The organism is Enterobacter cloacae complex sp. ECL414, from assembly GCF_021869685.1.
Taxonomy (GTDB): domain Bacteria; phylum Pseudomonadota; class Gammaproteobacteria; order Enterobacterales; family Enterobacteriaceae; genus Enterobacter; species Enterobacter kobei.
Genome location: NZ_CP091481.1, coordinates 421,602 through 439,875 on the forward strand (window position 1 = coordinate 421,602; position 18,274 = coordinate 439,875).

General features: G+C 55.1%; 21 protein-coding genes. 14 read left to right on the forward strand and 7 right to left on the reverse strand.

The window, feature by feature from the left end; genetic code table 11:
* Window positions 1-178: 178 nt before the first annotated feature.
* From ulaA to L3068_RS02000, 6 genes are read left to right on the forward strand one after another with little or no spacing between them, the layout of a single operon-like run.
* On the forward strand, window positions 179-1,579 hold the full coding sequence (ulaA, locus tag L3068_RS01975; protein WP_045268847.1) for a PTS ascorbate transporter subunit IIC: 1,401 nt from the start codon (window positions 179-181) through the stop codon (window positions 1,577-1,579).
* A 12-nt stretch (window positions 1,580-1,591) separates the two neighbouring features.
* Window positions 1,592-1,897: a PTS ascorbate transporter subunit IIB gene (gene ulaB / locus L3068_RS01980; protein ID WP_003856022.1), complete on the forward strand. Its 306-nt coding sequence runs from the start codon at window positions 1,592-1,594 to the stop codon at window positions 1,895-1,897.
* A 9-nt stretch (window positions 1,898-1,906) separates the two neighbouring features.
* Window positions 1,907-2,374: a PTS ascorbate transporter subunit IIA gene (ulaC, locus tag L3068_RS01985; protein WP_014882241.1), complete on the forward strand. Its 468-nt coding sequence runs from the start codon at window positions 1,907-1,909 to the stop codon at window positions 2,372-2,374.
* A 12-nt stretch (window positions 2,375-2,386) separates the two neighbouring features.
* A complete protein-coding gene (ulaD, locus tag L3068_RS01990) occupies window positions 2,387-3,037 on the forward strand; it encodes a 3-keto-L-gulonate-6-phosphate decarboxylase UlaD (protein ID WP_032637676.1) in 651 nt (216 codons plus the stop codon).
* Window positions 3,038-3,046: 9 nt separating this feature from the next.
* The gene (locus L3068_RS01995) at window positions 3,047-3,907 is read left to right on the forward strand and encodes an L-ribulose-5-phosphate 3-epimerase (protein ID WP_014882243.1); all 861 of its coding nucleotides are present in this window, start codon (window positions 3,047-3,049) and stop codon (window positions 3,905-3,907) included.
* Window positions 3,900-4,586, forward strand: coding sequence for an L-ribulose-5-phosphate 4-epimerase (locus L3068_RS02000; RefSeq protein WP_045268849.1), 687 nt, complete (start codon window positions 3,900-3,902; stop codon window positions 4,584-4,586). The genes L3068_RS01995 and L3068_RS02000 overlap by 8 nt, the downstream gene beginning before the upstream one ends.
* A gap of 140 nt (window positions 4,587-4,726) precedes the next feature.
* Here L3068_RS02000 and yjfY read toward each other — a convergent pair whose 3' ends face one another.
* On the reverse strand, window positions 4,727-5,002 hold the full coding sequence (yjfY, locus tag L3068_RS02005; RefSeq protein WP_014882245.1) for a DUF1471 family protein YjfY: 276 nt from the start codon (window positions 5,000-5,002) through the stop codon (window positions 4,727-4,729).
* 341 nt (window positions 5,003-5,343) lie between these two features.
* Between yjfY and rpsF the strand changes: the two genes are divergently transcribed.
* Genes rpsF through rplI form a run of 4 tightly spaced genes read left to right on the forward strand, consistent with a single transcriptional unit; the run spans window position 5,344 to window position 6,783 of the window.
* The gene (gene rpsF / locus L3068_RS02010) at window positions 5,344-5,739 is read left to right on the forward strand and encodes a 30S ribosomal protein S6 (RefSeq protein WP_014068637.1); all 396 of its coding nucleotides are present in this window, start codon (window positions 5,344-5,346) and stop codon (window positions 5,737-5,739) included.
* Between the two features lie 6 nt (window positions 5,740-5,745).
* The gene (gene priB, locus L3068_RS02015; protein WP_008502895.1) at window positions 5,746-6,060 is read left to right on the forward strand and encodes a primosomal replication protein N; all 315 of its coding nucleotides are present in this window, start codon (window positions 5,746-5,748) and stop codon (window positions 6,058-6,060) included.
* 4 nt (window positions 6,061-6,064) lie between these two features.
* Window positions 6,065-6,292 (forward strand): 30S ribosomal protein S18, encoded by a 228-nt coding sequence (rpsR, locus tag L3068_RS02020; protein WP_000135199.1) that lies wholly within the window; start codon window positions 6,065-6,067, stop codon window positions 6,290-6,292.
* Window positions 6,293-6,333: 41 nt separating this feature from the next.
* The gene (gene rplI, locus L3068_RS02025) at window positions 6,334-6,783 is read left to right on the forward strand and encodes a 50S ribosomal protein L9 (RefSeq protein ID WP_006810372.1); all 450 of its coding nucleotides are present in this window, start codon (window positions 6,334-6,336) and stop codon (window positions 6,781-6,783) included.
* Window positions 6,784-6,851: 68 nt separating this feature from the next.
* On the opposite strand, the gene L3068_RS02030 is transcribed toward rplI, so the two are convergent.
* Entirely contained in the window at window positions 6,852-7,490 is a 639-nt protein-coding gene (locus L3068_RS02030; RefSeq protein ID WP_045134414.1) for an OapA family protein, read from the reverse strand.
* Between the two features lie 233 nt (window positions 7,491-7,723).
* On the opposite strand from L3068_RS02030, the gene bamJ reads away from it, so the two are divergent.
* Window positions 7,724-8,344: a BamJ family beta-barrel-assembly machinery protein gene (gene bamJ / locus L3068_RS02035; RefSeq protein ID WP_181969320.1), complete on the forward strand. Its 621-nt coding sequence runs from the start codon at window positions 7,724-7,726 to the stop codon at window positions 8,342-8,344.
* 311 nt (window positions 8,345-8,655) lie between these two features.
* Window positions 8,656-10,065, forward strand: coding sequence for a D-serine/D-alanine/glycine transporter (gene cycA / locus L3068_RS02040; RefSeq protein WP_014882247.1), 1,410 nt, complete (start codon window positions 8,656-8,658; stop codon window positions 10,063-10,065).
* 85 nt (window positions 10,066-10,150) lie between these two features.
* Here cycA and ytfE read toward each other — a convergent pair whose 3' ends face one another.
* Window positions 10,151-10,813, reverse strand: a complete 663-nt coding sequence (ytfE, locus tag L3068_RS02045) for an iron-sulfur cluster repair protein YtfE (protein ID WP_045134413.1) — start codon at window positions 10,811-10,813, stop codon at window positions 10,151-10,153.
* Between the two features lie 243 nt (window positions 10,814-11,056).
* Here ytfE and L3068_RS02050 point away from each other — a divergent pair, with 243 nt between their 5' ends.
* Window positions 11,057-12,706, forward strand: coding sequence for a methyl-accepting chemotaxis protein (locus L3068_RS02050; RefSeq protein ID WP_117581602.1), 1,650 nt, complete (start codon window positions 11,057-11,059; stop codon window positions 12,704-12,706).
* An 87-nt stretch (window positions 12,707-12,793) separates the two neighbouring features.
* On the opposite strand, the gene L3068_RS02055 is transcribed toward L3068_RS02050, so the two are convergent.
* From L3068_RS02055 to L3068_RS02065, 3 genes are all read right to left on the reverse strand, one after another.
* Window positions 12,794-13,759, reverse strand: coding sequence for a DMT family transporter (locus L3068_RS02055; RefSeq protein WP_045281968.1), 966 nt, complete (start codon window positions 13,757-13,759; stop codon window positions 12,794-12,796).
* A 75-nt stretch (window positions 13,760-13,834) separates the two neighbouring features.
* Window positions 13,835-14,659: an AraC family transcriptional regulator gene (locus L3068_RS02060; protein ID WP_023331867.1), complete on the reverse strand. Its 825-nt coding sequence runs from the start codon at window positions 14,657-14,659 to the stop codon at window positions 13,835-13,837.
* Window positions 14,660-14,739: 80 nt separating this feature from the next.
* On the reverse strand, window positions 14,740-15,588 hold the full coding sequence (locus tag L3068_RS02065; protein WP_014882252.1) for an SDR family oxidoreductase: 849 nt from the start codon (window positions 15,586-15,588) through the stop codon (window positions 14,740-14,742).
* An 84-nt stretch (window positions 15,589-15,672) separates the two neighbouring features.
* Between L3068_RS02065 and L3068_RS02070 the strand changes: the two genes are divergently transcribed.
* A complete protein-coding gene (locus L3068_RS02070; protein ID WP_023331869.1) occupies window positions 15,673-16,059 on the forward strand; it encodes a winged helix-turn-helix transcriptional regulator in 387 nt (128 codons plus the stop codon).
* 77 nt (window positions 16,060-16,136) lie between these two features.
* On the opposite strand, the gene L3068_RS02075 is transcribed toward L3068_RS02070, so the two are convergent.
* Window positions 16,137-18,086 (reverse strand): bifunctional 2',3'-cyclic-nucleotide 2'-phosphodiesterase/3'-nucleotidase, encoded by a 1,950-nt coding sequence (locus L3068_RS02075; protein ID WP_117581604.1) that lies wholly within the window; start codon window positions 18,084-18,086, stop codon window positions 16,137-16,139.
* Window positions 18,087-18,274: the final 188 nt, after the last annotated feature.

The following is an 18,274-nucleotide window of genomic DNA, read 5'->3' on the forward strand; positions in this document are numbered from 1 at the left end:
AAGAATAATTCATTTTCGTCGTGCGGTAGTGAAAATCATTACTAACACCATGGAAATAATTTGCGTGATGCGTCACAAATAATCAAATTCAATCTTGTGATGATTATTTGTGATTACTAGAGTGATGACACCAACCACACAGGGATTGCCCCTCGTGTTCTCATTTCTGGAGAGAGTTATGGAGATCCTCTACAACGTCTTTACCGTTTTCTTCAATCAGGTAATGACCAACGCCCCGCTGCTGCTGGGTATCGTGACGTGCCTGGGTTACATCCTGCTGCGTAAAAGCGTCAGCGTGATCATCAAAGGCACGATTAAGACCATTATCGGTTTTATGCTGTTGCAGGCGGGGTCAGGCATCCTGACCAGCACGTTTAAGCCAGTCGTCGCCAAAATGGCGGAGGTCTACGGTATAAACGGTGCAATTTCCGATACTTATGCCTCAATGATGGCCACGATTGACCGCATGGGTGACGCCTACAGCTGGGTGGGTTACGCGGTTCTGCTCGCGCTGGCGCTGAACATTATTTACGTGTTGCTGCGTCGCATTACCGGTATTCGCACCATCATGCTTACCGGTCACATCATGTTCCAGCAGGCGGGTCTGATCGCGGTTTCTCTCTATATCTTCGGTTACCCAATGTGGACCACGATTATCTGCACCGCGGTGCTGGTCTCGCTCTATTGGGGCATCACCTCCAACATGATGTACAAGCCGACCCAGGAAGTGACCGACGGCTGTGGCTTCTCCATCGGCCATCAGCAGCAGTTTGCGGCCTGGGTTGCCTATAAAGTTGCGCCATACCTGGGGAAAAAAGAGGAGAGCGTTGAAGACCTTAAGATGCCCGGTTGGCTGAATATCTTCCATGACAACATCGTCTCGACGGCGATTGTGATGACCATTTTCTTCGGCGCCATTCTGCTCTCCTTTGGCATTGACGTTGTGCAGGCGATGGCGGGCAAAACGCACTGGACGATTTATATCCTGCAGACCGGTTTCTCCTTCGCGGTGGCCATTTTCATTATCACTCAGGGCGTGCGTATGTTCGTCGCCGAGCTCTCTGAAGCCTTCAACGGCATCTCTCAGCGCCTGATCCCGGGAGCCGTGCTGGCAATTGACTGTGCGGCCATCTATAGCTTCGCGCCAAACGCCGTCGTCTGGGGCTTTATGTGGGGCACCATCGGCCAGCTGATTGCGGTGGGTATCCTGGTGGCCTGCGGCTCTTCAATCCTGATTATTCCTGGCTTTATCCCGATGTTCTTCTCCAACGCCACCATCGGCGTCTTTGCTAACCACTTCGGCGGCTGGCGTGCCGCGCTCAAGATCTGCCTGGTGATGGGGATGGTGGAAATCTTCGGTTGCGTGTGGGCGGTCAAGCTCACCGGTATGAGCGCCTGGATGGGCATGGCGGACTGGTCAATCCTGGCGCCGCCGATGATGCAGGGCTTTGCGTCCGTCGGGCTGGTCTTTATGGCCGTCATCATCCTGATTGCACTGGCTTATATGTTCTTCGCTGGCCGTTCGCTGCGAGCAGAAGAAGATGCAGAAAAACAAACAGCAGAAGTTTCTGCTCACTAAGGAGTTTCGATTATGACCGTACGTATCCTGGCTGTGTGTGGCAATGGGCAAGGCAGCTCCATGATCATGAAGATGAAAGTGGACCAGTTTTTAACCCAGTCAAACATCGACCACACGGTAAACAGCTGCGCAGTGGGTGAATACAAAAGTGAGCTGAACGGCGCAGACATCATCATCGCGTCAACTCACATTGCCGGCGAGATTAGCGTGTCGGGCAACAAATATGTGGTGGGCGTGCGCAACATGCTGTCGCCTGCGGATTTCGGACCAAAACTGCTGGAAGTGATCAAAGAACACTTCCCACAAGACGTGAAGTAAGGACCCGACATGAAACTACGAGATTCGCTGGCAGAGAATGACTCCATCCTTTTGCAGGCTGACGCCAGCACCTGGCAGGAAGCGGTGAAGCTGAGCGTGGATCTGCTGGTTAAGGCGGACGTTGTCGAGCCGCGTTATTACCAGGCCATTCTGGATGGCGTGGCGCAGCACGGCCCCTATTTTGTGATTGCCCCGGGGCTGGCTATGCCGCACGGCCGCCCGGAAGAGGGCGTGAAGAAAACCGGCTTTGCGCTGGTCACGCTGAAAACGCCCCTGGTCTTCAACCATGAAGATAACGACCCGGTCGATATCCTGATCACCATGGCGGCCGTCGATGCCAATACCCACCAGGAGGTGGGCATCATGCAGATCGTCAATCTGTTTGATGATGAAGCCAATTTTGACCGTTTACGCGCCTGCCGTACCGCGCAGGAAGTGCTGGATTTAATTGATAACGCCACTGCGGCGGCCGTTTAAGAGGAATTGAACATGTCATTACCAATGTTGCAGGTTGCGCTGGATAACCAGACGCTGTCCGATGCTTATGAAACCACCCGCCTGATCGCCGAAGAGGTAGACATCATTGAAGTGGGTACCATTCTGTGCGTGGGCGAAGGCGTTCGCGCCGTTCGTGACCTGAAGGCGCTCTACCCGCACAAAATCGTACTGGCTGATGCCAAAATCGCTGACGCGGGCAAAATCCTCTCCCGCATGTGTTTTGAAGCCAACGCCGACTGGGTCACCGTGATCTGCTGCGCGGATATCAATACCGCCAAAGGCGCGCTGGACGTGGCAAAAGAGTTTAACGGCGACGTGCAGATTGAACTGACCGGTTTCTGGACCTGGGAGCAGGCACAGGCGTGGCGCGATGCGGGGATCCAGCAGGTGGTGTACCACCGCAGCCGTGATGCGCAAGCCGCTGGCGTGGCGTGGGGCGACGCGGACATCAGCGCGATTAAACGTCTGGCCGAAATGGGCTTCAAAGTGACCGTGACCGGTGGCCTGGCGCTGGAAGATCTGCCGCTGTTCAAGGGTATCCCGATTCACGTCTTTATCGCGGGTCGTAGCATCCGTGACGCGGCGTCTCCGGTGGAAGCAGCGCGTCAGTTCAAACGCTCAATCGCTCAGCTTTGGGGCTAAGGAGCGGGTATGTTGTCAAAACAGGTTCCGCTTGGCATCTATGAAAAGGCACTCCCTGCGGGGGAGTGCTGGCTGGCGCGGTTACAGCTGGCGAAGCAGCTGGGTTTCGATTTTGTCGAAATGTCAGTGGATGAGACGGATGAACGCCTCTCTCGCCTCGACTGGAGCCGCGAGCAGCGTCTGGCGCTGGTGAGCGCCATCGCTGAAACCGGCGTGCGCGTGCCGTCCATGTGCCTGAGCGCTCACCGTCGTTTTCCCCTCGGCAGCGAAGATGATGCCGTGCGGGCGCAGGGGCTGGAGATCATGCGCAAAGCCATTCGCTTTGCTCAGGATGTCGGTATCCGTGTGATCCAGCTGGCGGGTTATGACGTTTACTATCAGGAAGCCAACGATGAAACGCGCCGTCGTTTCCGTGACGGTCTGAAAGAGAGTGTTGAAATGGCAAGCCGCGCGCAGGTGACGCTGGCGATGGAGATCATGGACTACCCGTTAATGAACTCCATCAGCAAGGCACTGGGCTACGCGCACTATCTGAATAACCCGTGGTTCCAGCTCTATCCGGATATCGGCAACCTGTCGGCATGGGATAACGACGTGCAGATGGAGCTGCAGGCGGGCATTGGGCATATCGTGGCGGTGCACGTCAAAGATACCCGTCCTGGCGTGTTTAAAAACGTACCGTTCGGCACCGGGGTGGTGGAGTTCGAACGATGCTTCGAGACGCTCAAGCAGACAGGGTATTGCGGGCCTTACCTGATTGAGATGTGGAGCGAGACGTCTGACGACCCGGCAGCGGAAGTGGCAAACGCGCGGGACTGGGTGCGCGAGCGTATGGCGCGAGCAGGTTTGCTGGAGGTGGAACATGCTTAAGCTTAAACAGCAGGTCTTTGAAGCCAATATGGATTTGCCGCGCTATGGCCTGGTAACGTTCACCTGGGGTAACGTCAGCGCGATTGACCGAGAGCGCGGTCTCATCGTCATTAAACCCAGCGGAGTGGCGTATGAGACCATGAAGGTCGACGATATGGTTGTCGTGGACCTTGAAGGAAACGTCGTAGAGGGACAGTGGCGTCCTTCTTCGGATACTGCTACCCATCTGGCGCTTTATCGACGTTATCCCTCCCTCGGCGGGGTAGTGCATACCCACTCAACCCATGCCACCGCCTGGGCACAGGCTGGGCTTGCCATCCCGGCGCTGGGCACGACGCACGCGGATTACTTCTTCGGGGATATTCCCTGCACGCGCGCGTTAACGCAGGCCGAGGTGGAAGGCGAGTACGAGCTCAACACCGGCAAGGTGATTATCGAAACGCTGGGTGAGTCAGAACCGCTGCATACGCCGGGAATTGTGGTGTACCAACACGGTCCGTTCTCCTGGGGTAAAGATGCTCACGACGCTGTGCATAATGCTGTGGTGATGGAAGAGGTGGCCAAAATGGCGTGGATTGCCCGCGACATAAATCCACAGCTTCAGGGGATTGATGATTACCTGATGAACAAGCATTTCATGCGCAAGCACGGCCCGAATGCCTATTACGGGCAGAAGTAAATAAGTGCTCTGGAATACCGAAAAACAGTTGTAACCGGTGGTATTTCAGAGCCATTTAAAAAAAAAGCCCCCGGGCAGGGGGCAACGTAAACTATGGCTATGTTCTCGTTGTTGGCTTTCCTGGTGCTAGCGTTAAAGCGTTATCGGTAAATGTCTGCACTGGCGTGCATATTGCCGTTGCTGCCGGGCTCACGGATTAACATCACGTGGTAATAGGTTGCGCCCTGGGCATCGGTCTCTTCATTTAGTGCCTGATCTGCTTCGCTTTCAGTGGCGAAATTATGATTGATATAGATTACGCCTAAGCTTTGCACATCATCCATGTTCCTGGCCTGCCGGCCGTCTATTTTGATGGCTGCCATCGCGTTTGCACTGAGCAAAAGCGCAGCCATAATGGCTAATGCGATTTTTTTCATGATATGCGCTCCACGACTGCGTGCTGTGAGAGAGGGAATACTCCTTCTTTAATTCAGGTGTTCTCTGATTAAAGTGTAATCATTCATACGGCGGGGATGCGTGACCATTTCTGATGCAGTTGTTCAAAAAAACAACGCTTCCTGGTGTGTTCAATTTTAAATCACCCACTTAGACCCGCTTTACGCTTTGTGCGAATTATTTGTGCAATCAGCTTGAGTTTCCAGGGGCGCGCAAGTATTATGACGCGTCAATTTTTCAGCCGACCTTTAACACGTTCCTTGCCTCCCCGGGCCTCGGCTGACCCAGACAGGAGGCTGAATAATCCGTAAGGAGCAATTCGATGCGTCATTACGAAATCGTTTTTATGGTCCATCCTGACCAGAGCGAACAGGTTCCGGGTATGATCGAGCGTTACTCTGCTGCCATCACTGGTGCAGAAGGTACGATCCACCGTCTGGAAGACTGGGGCCGCCGTCAGCTGGCTTACCCGATCAACAAACTGCACAAAGCACACTACGTTCTGATGAACGTTGAAGCGCCGCAGGAAGTGATCGATGAGCTGGAAACTACCTTCCGCTTCAACGATGCCGTTATCCGCAGCATGGTTATGCGTACCAAAAACGCAGTTACCGAAGCATCTCCGATGGTTAAAGCGAAAGACGAGCGCCGTGAGCGTCGCGATGATTTCGCAAACGAAACCGCAGATGATTCTGATGCTGGGGATTCTGAAGAGTAATTTCTGATGACCAACCGTCTGGCGTTGTCCGGCATCGTATGCAGGGCTCCCCTTCGAAAGGTCAGTCCATCAGGAATTCCGCATTGCCAGTTCGTGCTTGAGCATCGTTCTGTGCAAGAGGAAGCCGGGTTTCACCGGCAGGCGTGGTGCCAAATGCCCGTTATTATTAGCGGACACGAAAACCAGGCCATTACTCACAGTTTAACGGTCGGTAGCGCAGTAATCGTTCAGGGGTTCATCTCTTGCCACAAGGCAAAGAACGGCCTGAGCAAAATGGTTCTGCATGCCGAGCAGATTGATTTGATAGATTCTGGAGACTAGCCATATGGCACGTTATTTCCGTCGTCGCAAGTTCTGCCGTTTCACCGCGGAAGGCGTTCAAGAGATCGACTATAAAGATATCGCAACGCTGAAAAACTACATCACCGAAAGCGGTAAGATTGTCCCAAGCCGTATCACCGGTACTCGTGCAAAATATCAGCGTCAGCTGGCTCGCGCTATCAAACGCGCTCGCTACCTGTCCCTGCTGCCGTACACTGATCGTCATCAGTAATCGGGCACGGTCCATTAATACGACTTTAAGAGGATAAGGTAATGCAAGTTATTCTGCTTGATAAAGTAGCAAACCTGGGCAGCCTGGGTGATCAGGTAAACGTTAAAGCGGGTTACGCTCGTAACTTCCTGGTTCCACAGGGTAAAGCTGTTCCAGCTACTAAGAAAAACGTAGAGTTTTTCGAAGCACGTCGTGCTGAACTGGAAGCCAAACTGGCTGACGTTCTGGCGGCTGCTAACGCTCGCGCTGAAGCAATCAACGCACTGGGCACCGTTACCATCGCGTCTAAAGCTGGCGACGAAGGTAAACTGTTCGGTTCCATCGGTACCCGCGATATCGCTGATGCAGTGACTGCAGCAGGCGTTAAAGTGGCTAAGAGCGAAGTTCGTATGCCGAACGGCGTTCTGCGTACCACTGGTGAGCACGAAGTTGACTTCCAGGTTCACAGCGAAGTGTTCGCTAAACTGGTTGTTAACGTTGTAGCTGAGTAATTTTTTACTCTGCTCACGTTGAAACGCCGGCCTTGTGCCGGCGTTTTGCTTTTTAAAGAACCGGGTCTTTAACGCGCCCGGACAAAACTGCCGTCCGGCTGGCGGGTAAACAGCACCTGCTGACCATTTCCTGTATCAATCGTTAAGCCTGTCACCACACCGCTGGCATTCTGGCGAATCTGTACCATCTGACCATTCTGCAGGTTACTGAGCGGCTTACCCGCACCTTCCACTTTCGCCATGGCATACACGTCAGTCGGCGGCAGGTTGTGATCGCGGAAAAGCTGCGCCAGGGTTTTACCCGGCTCGACGCGATAGGAGCGCCACTGCTGCTCAATGCCCGTAGGCTGCTGAGCCTGCTGCTCTACCGGGGCGGAGGTTTGAGCCTGATCTTCCTGGACGGGCTCCGGTTCAACCGGCGCGACCTGACCCGGATCGTTCGAAGGGGTCACCAGTTGCGTTTGCATCGGCTGTGCATCAGGCTGCGGCCGCGTTTGCGACTGAATATCCAGTTGTGCATTGCGGGTGACAGGGGCGGTATCGGCATCATCACCGCCGGAAGGAAGCAGGAAGCCCACGATCACCATCAGCGCACCAATGATAATCCCTCTGCGATGCAGGGGAGGCAGCGGGTCCATAATGCGAAAATTGTCCGGCGCCTGCCAGATTTTCGCCAGGGTAGGTTTCAGTTCAAATCGCCCGGGCATGGCTCTCCTCCTGCTCCGCGTCTTTTTTATCCTGTGCATCGAAGTATAGTTTGCTAACTGCCTGAACGGCGTAGCAAACCCGACATCCGTGACATCAGTTCGGGATTAATCCTGGTTGTCTCTATTGTTTCTGTTTCGTCGCGGTTTGTCACCTTAACTTCAGACAAAGTTTTACCCATAAGGGCATGGCTGCTATGCTGCCCGCTACTTTAAATGTGATGGAAGGAAAACCCATGACCACCCCGACTTTTGACACTATCGAAGCGCAGGCAAGTTACGGTATCGGCTTGCAGGTAGGACAGCAGCTGAGCGAATCCGGCCTGGAAGGTCTGTTACCAGAAGCGCTGGTGGCGGGTATCGCTGATGCGCTGGAAGGTAAACAGCCCGCTGTTCCGGTTGACGTTGTACACCGCGCACTGCGTGAAATTCATGAACGTGCTGACGCTGTGCGTCGCGCGCGTTTCGAAGAGATGGCGGCCGAAGGCGTGAAATATCTGGAAGAGAACCGTGAGCGTGAAGGCGTGAACAGCACCGAGTCTGGCCTGCAGTTCCGCGTGATCAACCAGGGCGACGGCGCAATCCCGGCACGTACCGACCACGTTCGCGTACATTATACCGGTAAACTGATCGACGGCACCGTGTTTGACAGCTCCGTGGCGCGTGGCGAACCGGCAGAATTCCCGGTCAACGGCGTGATCGCAGGCTGGATTGAAGCGCTGACCCTGATGTCAGTTGGCTCCAAATGGGAACTGACTATTCCGCACAACCTGGCTTACGGCGAGCGTGGTGCTGGCGCATCCATCCCGCCATTCAGCACCCTGGTATTTGAAGTCGAGCTGCTGGAAATCCTGTAATCGACTTTTCTTATTTCCTCTCTCCGTTCGGGGAGAGGAAAATAGTGATAAAACCTATAGTTACGACGTTATCAATATTTTATCTTGCAAACGAAACTTTTGCGTGTATTTTTGTGAGCTGTTTCGCGCTGTATGAGTGATATGACACTCACTTTCAACATATTATTAACATAATATCTAAATCATAGTATTCATCCCGCCGATTCTTACCTAATATCGATAAGCCCTTACAAGGGGAACGTCATCTTTTGACGTATTTAAAGGCCAGAAGAGCCTTAACAACACAGACAGGCATAAACAGGAAAAATTACATGGTAGATCAGGTCAAAGTCGCCGCTGCAGAAGAGGCGACGTCTGAACAGTCGCTACGGCGCAATCTCACAAACCGTCATATTCAGCTTATCGCCATAGGTGGGGCCATCGGGACCGGGCTGTTTATGGGGTCAGGCAAAACCATCAGTCTTGCCGGGCCGTCGATCATCTTCGTTTATATGATCATTGGTTTCATGCTGTTCTTCGTGATGCGGGCAATGGGTGAATTGCTGCTCTCGAACCTCGAATACAAATCCTTCAGCGACTTCGCGTCTGACCTGCTCGGACCATGGGCAGGCTATTTCACCGGCTGGACCTACTGGTTCTGCTGGGTTGTTACCGGTATGGCGGACGTCGTGGCGATTACCGCCTACGCACAGTTCTGGTTCCCGGGACTGTCAGACTGGGTGGCCTCGCTGGCGGTTATCGCTTTGCTGCTGAGCCTCAACCTCGCCACCGTAAAAATGTTCGGTGAGATGGAGTTCTGGTTCGCGATGATCAAGATTGTCGCTATCGTGGGGCTGATTGTTGTGGGCCTGGTGATGGTACTGACGCACTTCCAGTCGCCAACCGGCGTACAGGCGTCATTTACCCATCTGTGGAATGACGGTGGCTGGTTCCCGAAAGGCATCAGCGGCTTCTTTGCCGGCTTCCAGATTGCGGTGTTCGCGTTTGTGGGCATTGAGCTGGTGGGAACCACGGCGGCCGAAACTAAAGATCCCGAGAAGTCTCTCCCGCGCGCCATTAACTCGATTCCGGTTCGCATCATCATGTTCTACGTCTTCGCGCTGATCATCATTATGTCCGTGACGCCGTGGAGCTCCGTGGTGCCGAGCAAGAGCCCGTTCGTTGAACTGTTTGTGCTGGTAGGGCTGCCCGCTGCGGCAAGCCTGATTAACTTCGTCGTGCTGACCTCTGCGGCGTCGTCCGCGAACAGCGGCGTGTTCTCAACCAGCCGTATGCTGTTTGGTCTGGCGCAGGAGGGCGTGGCGCCGAGCGCCTTTGCGAAACTGTCTAAGCGTGCGGTACCGGCGAAAGGGCTGACTTTCTCCTGCATGTGCCTGCTGGGCGGCGTGGTCATGCTCTACGTGAACCCAAGCGTGATTGGCGCGTTCACTATGATCACCACGGTCTCTGCAATCCTGTTTATGTTCGTCTGGACCATTATCCTCTGCTCGTACCTGGTGTACCGCAAACAGCGTCCACACCTGCATGAGAAGTCGATCTACAAGATGCCGCTGGGCAAGCTGATGTGCTGGGTGTGCATGGCGTTCTTCGTTTTCGTGCTGGTGCTGCTGACGCTGGAAGATGATACCCGTCAGGCGCTGATTGTTACGCCGCTGTGGTTTATCGCGCTGGGGCTGGGCTGGGTGTTTATCGGTAAGAAACGTATGGCAGGCGTAAGATAAAAGCAAAACGGCAACTTCAGTTGCCGTTTTTAGTTTTTGCACCCTCTCCCTGTGGGAGAGGGCATCAGGCCGCAGCGGCTTTTTTTTATTCCCCAGCTAATGCCCGCGGGAACAACACGTTGTTCTCAAGACTGATGTGTTCCATCAGGTCATCGATCATCTCGTTAATGCCGTTGTACATCGCTTTCCAGGTGGTGCACGCCTCTGGCGGCGGTGTGACGTTGTGGGTGGTGTGTTTGATCACTTCCAGCAGTTCGCCCGCATCATCATGCTCGCTTTCCATCACGCTAATCGGACCCATTGCCTGGCTGCCCATTCCCTGTTTAATCATCGGGAAGAGGATCTGTTCTTCTTTCATCATGTGGCTGGAAAGCTCTTCGTGCAGCATGGTCAGATATTTCGCCAGACCGCGGGGTACGGAAGGTTTGTCAGCATGTACGCGCTCGACTTTGGTCGCCTGCAGGATCAGCTCCGGCAGTTGCTCCCGGTGGCGATCGTGGTAACGCACAATGATGTGGTCGATGATTTCTGCGAGCGGGGCGGTACGCCAGTCTTTATCAACAGGCTGTTCGGCCAGTTGCGCCAGCTCTGCTTCAATCACCTCCACATCCAGCTCCTTACGTGAGGCCGCTCGCGCGAGGGTTTGCTTACCGCCGCAGCAGTAATCCATATCGTATTTACGGAACAGCGCAGAAGCGCGAGGGATGGAGAGCGCCAGCTCGCCGAGGGGTTGGTCGCGAAAGGCCATAGCAGTTACCTCGTATCAAGAATATAAGATGCATATTAAATGCATCTTTAAGGCGGCGCTATAACCCTTTAGAGGGAAGGGTAAAAGTGAGACGTAAGTCACAAAAAGTTATCCGGGTTAACGCCCTGAATGGACTCAGGAAAGTGGTTTAGAAAGTTTTTAAAGGTGGAGAAACAGTAAACAACCCGCCTTGCCTGCCGATATATCCACGTCAGACAAACCTGCATATAACAAAGGCAACGTATGTTTAAACGTATAAAAGTTATTACTCTTCTTATTTCGGTGCTGCTTGTACTCGGCATCATGCAAGTGATTTCCGCGGGGATCTTTATCAACGCGCTGAACAACGATAAAGACAATTTCACCGTGTCGCAGCTCTCCAGCAAGAATGTGGCGGAGTTTACCGATGCGTGGATCAGCCTGAACCAGGCGCGCGTGACGCTGAACCGTGGGATGCTGCGTCTGCAAAGCAGCATGGCTTCACAGATTAACGGTGGTCAGCTCAATGAGCTGGTCAACACCGCGAAAAATCTGCTGGCTGATGCGCAGGTCCATTACGATAAATACTATGCCCTGCCGAATACGCCGGGCCTGGACGAGAATCTGGCGAAGCGACTGGAGGAGCAATACCGTATTTACTCCTCAACGCTGACGCAAATGAACGTGCTGCTGAGCCAGGGCAATCTGGAAGACATGTTCAAGCAGAACGCTGAGCAAAAACAGACTGCGATGCAGGCGGTTTATCGCGAGTGGCGTGGAGCACAGGCAACGCTTACCGATAAAGGCATCCAGGACAATGAAAGCGACTACAAACGCATTCTGTGGATCCTCTCTGCGGTAATGCTGTTGGTCATTGTGGTGATTATTTCCAGCTGGATCGCCATGCGTCGCGTGCTGCTGCTGCCTCTGGAAGAGGTGATCAACCATATTCGCGCCATTGCGGCAGGGGACTTAACCCAGCCGATTCAGGCTGACGGTAAGAACGAAATGGCGATCCTGGCGCGCAACGTGCAGGAGATGCAGACCTCGCTGGCGAATACCGTTGGCGTGGTGCGTGAAGGTGCCGACACCATCTACACCGGAGCCGGTGAAATTTCTGCCGGGAGTAACGACCTTTCTTCACGTACTGAGCAACAGGCGGCTTCCCTGGAAGAAACGGCAGCCAGCATGGAACAGCTGACGGCCACCGTGAAGCAGAATGCCGATAACGCCCGTCAGGCTTCCCGTCTGGCACTGGATGCCTCCTCAACGGCGAAGAAGGGCGGGAACGTGGTGGAAGGTGTCGTGCGCACGATGGACGAAATCGCCACCAGTTCCAGTAAAATTGCGCAAATTACCAACGTAATCGACGGTATTGCTTTCCAGACCAACATTCTGGCGTTGAACGCGGCGGTAGAGGCTGCGCGTGCAGGTGAACAGGGCCGTGGCTTTGCGGTGGTCGCAGGGGAAGTACGTACCCTCGCCCAGCGCAGTGCCCAGGCGGCGAAAGAGATCAAAGCGCTGATCGACGATTCCGGCGAGCGCGTGAACGCCGGCTCGCAGCTGGTTAACGAAGCCGGGGCGACGATGGCGGAGATCGTCAATGCGGTCACCCGCGTGACGGACATTATGGGCGAGATCGCCTCAGCCTCTGACGAGCAGAGCCGCGGTATCGACCAGGTGGGCCAGGCGGTGGCTGAAATGGATCGCGTGACCCAGCAGAACGCCTCGCTGGTCGAGGAGTCTGCGGCCGCGGCGGCCGCGCTGGAAGATCAGGCTGCACGCCTGAATGACGCGGTGGCGGTGTTTAAAATTACCCGGAATCAGGCGGTCAAAGCCGCGCCGGTGAAAACCTACGTGCCGAAAGCGCAGCCCGCAGCGAGCGTGCCTGAAGCGAACTGGGAAACGTTTTAACCTGGTGCCGGGTGGCGCTGACGCTTACCCGGCCTACAAAATCGCTCCGTGTAGGCCGGGTAAGGCGTAGCCGCCACCCGGCAAAAATCACACTTCTGATGCTGACACAACCCTCGGTTTTTCCGGCTTCGCTCTCACCGCCATCACCACCCCAACGACCAGCAACACAATCCCACAGGCCGTTAATACAGGCGGTACGCTCTGGCGCATCAGGAAGGTATAAAGCAGCCCGGCCAGGGTTTCGAAAACAATCAGCGGCCCCAGGATCACCGTTGGCAGTTTCTGGCTGGCAATGTTCCAGCACAGCGCGCCCACCCAGGAACACAGCACCGCAATCGCCACCATCAGGGCAACAAATACCCACGGTCTGGGTCCGAAGGGCTGGGCGAAATCGGGCTGTTGATGGCCTAACCAGAGGCACGCCCCAACATATCCCAGCAGTGAAACGGGCAACGTAACCAGGGCCTGAGCCGTCGCCCACATCATCGGATGCTTGTCCGGGTTCTCACGCAGCCAGCGCGCATTGCGCAGGGCATACCATGCCCAACACGCCACGGAAACGAACGCCAGCAGAATGCCGGAGCCGTAACGCCACAGATCAAAGTCCTTCAGCCCATGACGCAGCTCGGCAATATTGACGCATATTAGCCCTACGGCGGTACACAACAGCGCAGGCACCATTTTTGGCCACGCCAGTTTGCCATCGCGGTGGCTATAGAGCAGGTTAGCAAAGATGGGGATGACAACCGGCAGTGTGCCGATAATCATGGTCGAGACCGGGGCCCCGGTGCGTTGAATGGCACTCGCCAGGCAAACGTAATAGATGAGGTTGCCCATCATGGTCAGCGCCAGCGCGGTGCGCCAGTCCTGACGGCTAAGCTGACGCAGGCGCGCGCGTCCCAGCCATGCCAGAGGTAAGGCTATCAGCCCCAGCGCCAGATAACGTCCGGTCGACTGCAGTATTGCCGGGTATTCGGGCACGATCAGCGGGCCAACAAAAATCAGCCCCCACATCATCCCTGCCAGCAGGGCATACAACACGCCACTAATCATTTTTCCATCCCTATTGCTTCACGTTGCGCTCAGTGTAGGAGGGGCAAATGCGCGCGTATTGTATGAGATTGCGCATTAGCGCCGGGTGACCTGCTTCTGGTAGCGCACGGGCGTAATGCCGTAGCGGCGGGTAAATGCCCGGGTCAAATGTGACTGGTCGGTCAGCCCGGTCGCCGCAGCGACCTCAGCTGCGGGCATGCCGTGGGTGAGGAACGCTTTGGCGCGCCACAGGCGGATAGCCATCAGCATCTGGTGCGGCGTAACGTGGAAATGGGCTTTGAACTGGCGCTGAAAATGATACGGACTGAGCGAAACGACGTTGGCCAGCTCATCCAGCGTCAGGGAGTGCATATAGTTGTCATGCAGATACTCGCGCACACGTTCGAAGCGGTGCGCACCTTCCTGAACCACCGGCGCGTGATGGGCCAGGGGCTGAAAGGTCTCAATCAGATCCAGCAATAATCCTTTTTGCGCCAGCGGATCGTCCGTATGCCACAGGCCGTAGATGAGCCTGCCGATTTGCTGCGAGCGCTGGGGGTCAAAACGGGTCACCTCGCTGAACCACCAGTGCCGGAGGCCGGTTACCTCTTCCAGCAGGTCAGGTTCGATGTAAACCATCCGGTAGCGCCAGCCGCCTTCGGTGGCGGATTCCCCGGTGTGGATCTCGTCCGGGTTCATGGTAACGACGGATTTCTCCGGCGCGAGGTGCTGGGTACCGCGATAGCGAAAACGTTCGGCACCGGTTTCAATCGTGCCGATCCCGAAGGCTTCATGGGTGTGAGGCTCAAAGGCGTAGCGGGATATATGCGCGTGATAGAGTTCGATGCCCGGCACCTGCGCCAGATGGCGAAAGCGCGCGCTGTCTCTCTCATCAATGAACTGTTCCGGTACGCCTTGCACGTTGAGCCTCCTCGTGGTCATCGCTTCATTATCAGAGATGACCCGAGGGGATGCCACAAAAAATAACCAATCCGTAACAATTACAGAATGGCTTTAATGCTCTCCGCCAGCGGTGTGGTCGGGCGGCCGATCAGTGTGCTCAGGGTATGGCTGTCGTCAAACAGGCCGCCTTTGGATGCACCCACGTCGGAGTCCGCGAGCATATCCGCCAGCCCCGCAGGCAGACCCACCCCCTTCAGCGCGGCGGCAAAATCGGCTTCGCTGAGATTCTGATAGGTCACCGGCTTCCCGCTCTGCTTGCTCAGCTCAGCCGCCAGCTCGCTCAGCGTCCAGCCGTGGTCGCCAGCCAGTTCGTATACCTTGCCAGCATGACCCTCTTCAGCGATCACTTTGGCTGCGGCGGCGGCGTAGTCTGCACGGGTTGCAGAGGCAATTTTGCCTTCGCCTGCCGCACCTATAAACACGCCATGCTCAATCGCCGGTGGCGCGCTTGCCAGATAGTTTTCGGTATACCAGCCATTGCGCAGCAGGGCATAAGGAATGCCGGACGCCGCCAGCGCTTTCTCCGTCTCGACGTGTTCAACGTGCAGGCCCAGCGGGGAGCGATCCGCATGCAGCAGGCTGGTGTAGGCGATGAATTTCACGCCAGCGGCTTTGGCGGCGTTAATGACGTTCTGATGTTGGGTTGCACGCTGGCCGACTTCGCTGGAGGAGATCAGCAGCAGCTTATCCACGCCGCTCAGCGCGGCGGTGAAGGCGGCTTCGTTCGTGTAATCCGCCTGACGAACTACAATTCCCTGCTGGCTTAAGGCGTCGGCTTTCGCCGGGTTACGGACAATGGCGACAATCTCGTTTGCCGGAACCGTTTTCAGCAGTTCTTCAATAACGTATTGGCCAAGCTGGCCGGTAGCGCCGGTAATCGCAATCATGATGAATCTCCTTCGTGTTTGTCTGGTGTTATGGCACACTAGCACCATAGCTAACTTTTAGTAAGTACGTACAAAAAGGTAAGTATGAAAACAACGATACCGACACTCAGCGAACAAATGCGCGATGGCAACCTCTTTGCGGAACAGTGTCCTTCCCGGGAGGTGCTCAAACACGTTACCAGCCGCTGGGGCGTGCTGATTCTGCTGGCCCTGCGTCAGGGAACGCATCGCTTCAGCGATCTGCGCCGCAAAATGGGCGGGGTAAGCGAAAAGATGCTGTCCCAGTCGCTTCAGGCGCTGGAGCAGGACGGGTTTGTCGATCGCGTGTCATATCCGGTTGTGCCGCCGCACGTAGAGTATAGCCTGACGCCGATGGGGATTGAGGTCAGTGAGAAAGTGGCTGCGCTGGCGGACTGGATTGAGGTGAATACGCCGAAGGTGATGGCGAATCGGGACGATCGGGCGGCGTGACATGCCGGGTGGCGGCTTCGCCTTACCCGGCCTACCCGATCTCGTAGGTCGGGTAAGCGAAGCGCCACCCGACACAATCACCGCGACTTGCTTAGGTCAACCTGATAAATCGCGAAGCCAATATCATCGGTCGCCACCTTCTTCATCGGATACTGCGCCTTATCCTTAATGAACGCGGCGGCCTTATCGGACAGTGACGTTTCAAAGCGGATATCCAGTTTCGTATCGCTGTGGATCGGTGCCAGGCGCCAGTTGTTATCCACGGCCGGGTGAATTTCGCCCGCCTTCTTCGACTCAGCACTGATCCACGCCGCCAGTACCGAGCGGTTTTCGTCCGGTGAAGCAAAGGCGATGTGGTTATCTCCCGTACCGGCAAACTTACCGCCATAGGCGCGGTAGTTATTGGTTACCACCAGGAAGGTGGCATTCGGATCGATCGCCTTACCGTTGAAGGTCAGGTTTTTGATGCGCTCGGCCTGCGGGTTAATGGCCTGGCACTCGCCGTCATATTTCGCGGGTTGGGTAACGTCAATCTGATAATTAACGCCATCGATCACGTCAAAGTTATAGGTTCGGAAGCCATCCCAGTTAATCAGCGACTGCGGTTTACTGCTCTTCGGATCGATCTGGTTAAACTGTCCGGCAGAGCACTCCAGCCATTCCTTCACTTCTTTACCCGTCGCTTTCACCACCACCAGCGTGTTCGGATAGAGATAGAGATCGGCGGCGTTACGGAACGTCAGCTGGCCTTTCTCAACTTCGACATAGCTTGCCGGGTCGTTCTTACGCCCGCCAACTTTGAATGGCGCAGCGGCAGACAGCACCGGCAGTTTTGCCAGATCCGGATCGCCCTGAACAAAGTGTTCGGCATAGGCCTTCTGCGCCATGTTGACGACCTGAACGGTTGGGTCATCCTGCACCAGCGCCAGGAAGCTATACATATTATCGGCGGATTGGCCGATCGGCTTGCTGACGAATTCGCGGGTGGCGTCGTGATCGTGCTTCAGCACGTCGACCAGTTTTTTATCTTCAGCGGCCAGTGATTTTTTAGCCGCAGCGTCGTAAATCGGACGCGCCTCTGCTTTTGACTGAGTGACCTTCCAGCTGCCGCCGTCGTTATTGAGTACCAGATCCACCACCCCAAGGTGGTCGCCCCACATGCCCGGCATCACCGACGGCACGCCATTGAGCGTCCCTTTCTCGATGTCTGCGCCCTTAATGCTGGCAAAGTCCTTACCCGGGAAGACCGCGTGGGCGTGGCCGAACAGGATCGCATCGACGCCAGGGACTTCACTCAGATAATAAACGGAGTTTTCCGCCATGGCCTGATACGGGTCGGCGGAGAGTCCCGAGTGCGCAACCACCACCACCAGATCGGCCCCTTTTTCGCGCATTTCCGGCACGTATTTGCGCGCAGTTTCGGTAATATCGTTAATGGTCACTTTACCGTCGAGGTTGGCTTTATCCCAGGTCATGATTTGCGGCGGCACGAAGCCGATATAGCCGATTTTAAGCGTCTGTTTTTTACCGTCCTGATCGACAACCTCGGTCTCTTTAATCAGATAGGGGGTAAAGAGCGGCTTCTGCGTCTTAACGTCGATGATGTTGGCGTTAACGTAGGGGAATTTTGCGCCAGCCAGCGCATCGTGCAGGTACTTCAGGCCGTAGTTAAATTCGTGGTTGCCCAGGTTGCCGACGGCATAATCCAGCGTATTCATCGCCTTATAAACGGGATGGATCTCGCCTTTCTTTAGCCCCTTCGCGGCCATGTAATCCCCGAGTGGACTACCCTGAATAAGATCGCCGTTGTCCACCAGCACGCTATTTTTCACTTCACCGCGCGCGGCATCGATCAAACTTGCCGTGCGGACCAGACCGAATTTTTCGGTAGGGGTATCTTTGTAGTAATCGAAGTCCATTATGTTGCTGTGCAGATCGGTCGTTTCCAGAATACGCAGATCTACCGTCGCCGCCTGCACGCTCGCTGCAATCAGCGTCGCCAGAAGCGTTGCACTAAACTTAATCATCAGAGGAGTCCTTTTTTCGATCCATGCCACAAAAGAGTATGTATCTATAGCGTGTTGCTTACAGAAATGTGAATCCTGACAGAAAAAAGCGTACTGAAACCGGAATTGCTTCACAGATAGCGGAATTGTTCACATTACGATATAACTAAAACAATGAGTTAACCTCACTGCGTTAACAAAGAGGTGGA

Bases quoted from the DNA above. Each gene is read 5' to 3' on its own strand.
- ulaA (WP_045268847.1), top strand. From the start codon at position 179: ATGGAGATCCTCTACAACGTCTTTACCGTTTTCTTCAATCAGGTAATG.
- ulaB (WP_003856022.1), top strand. From the start codon at position 1,592: ATGACCGTACGTATCCTGGCTGTGTGTGGCAATGGGCAAGGCAGCTCC.
- ulaC (WP_014882241.1), top strand. From the start codon at position 1,907: ATGAAACTACGAGATTCGCTGGCAGAGAATGACTCCATCCTTTTGCAG.
- ulaD (WP_032637676.1), top strand. From the start codon at position 2,387: ATGTCATTACCAATGTTGCAGGTTGCGCTGGATAACCAGACGCTGTCC.
- L3068_RS01995 (WP_014882243.1), top strand. From the start codon at position 3,047: ATGTTGTCAAAACAGGTTCCGCTTGGCATCTATGAAAAGGCACTCCCT.
- L3068_RS02000 (WP_045268849.1), top strand. From the start codon at position 3,900: ATGCTTAAGCTTAAACAGCAGGTCTTTGAAGCCAATATGGATTTGCCG.
- yjfY (WP_014882245.1), bottom strand. From the start codon at position 5,002: ATGAAAAAAATCGCATTAGCCATTATGGCTGCGCTTTTGCTCAGTGCA.
- rpsF (WP_014068637.1), top strand. From the start codon at position 5,344: ATGCGTCATTACGAAATCGTTTTTATGGTCCATCCTGACCAGAGCGAA.
- priB (WP_008502895.1), top strand. From the start codon at position 5,746: ATGACCAACCGTCTGGCGTTGTCCGGCATCGTATGCAGGGCTCCCCTT.
- rpsR (WP_000135199.1), top strand. From the start codon at position 6,065: ATGGCACGTTATTTCCGTCGTCGCAAGTTCTGCCGTTTCACCGCGGAA.
- rplI (WP_006810372.1), top strand. From the start codon at position 6,334: ATGCAAGTTATTCTGCTTGATAAAGTAGCAAACCTGGGCAGCCTGGGT.
- L3068_RS02030 (WP_045134414.1), bottom strand. From the start codon at position 7,490: ATGCCCGGGCGATTTGAACTGAAACCTACCCTGGCGAAAATCTGGCAG.
- bamJ (WP_181969320.1), top strand. From the start codon at position 7,724: ATGACCACCCCGACTTTTGACACTATCGAAGCGCAGGCAAGTTACGGT.
- cycA (WP_014882247.1), top strand. From the start codon at position 8,656: ATGGTAGATCAGGTCAAAGTCGCCGCTGCAGAAGAGGCGACGTCTGAA.
- ytfE (WP_045134413.1), bottom strand. From the start codon at position 10,813: ATGGCCTTTCGCGACCAACCCCTCGGCGAGCTGGCGCTCTCCATCCCT.
- L3068_RS02050 (WP_117581602.1), top strand. From the start codon at position 11,057: ATGTTTAAACGTATAAAAGTTATTACTCTTCTTATTTCGGTGCTGCTT.
- L3068_RS02055 (WP_045281968.1), bottom strand. From the start codon at position 13,759: ATGATTAGTGGCGTGTTGTATGCCCTGCTGGCAGGGATGATGTGGGGG.
- L3068_RS02065 (WP_014882252.1), bottom strand. From the start codon at position 15,588: ATGATTGCGATTACCGGCGCTACCGGCCAGCTTGGCCAATACGTTATT.
- L3068_RS02070 (WP_023331869.1), top strand. From the start codon at position 15,673: ATGAAAACAACGATACCGACACTCAGCGAACAAATGCGCGATGGCAAC.
- L3068_RS02075 (WP_117581604.1), bottom strand. From the start codon at position 18,086: ATGATTAAGTTTAGTGCAACGCTTCTGGCGACGCTGATTGCAGCGAGC.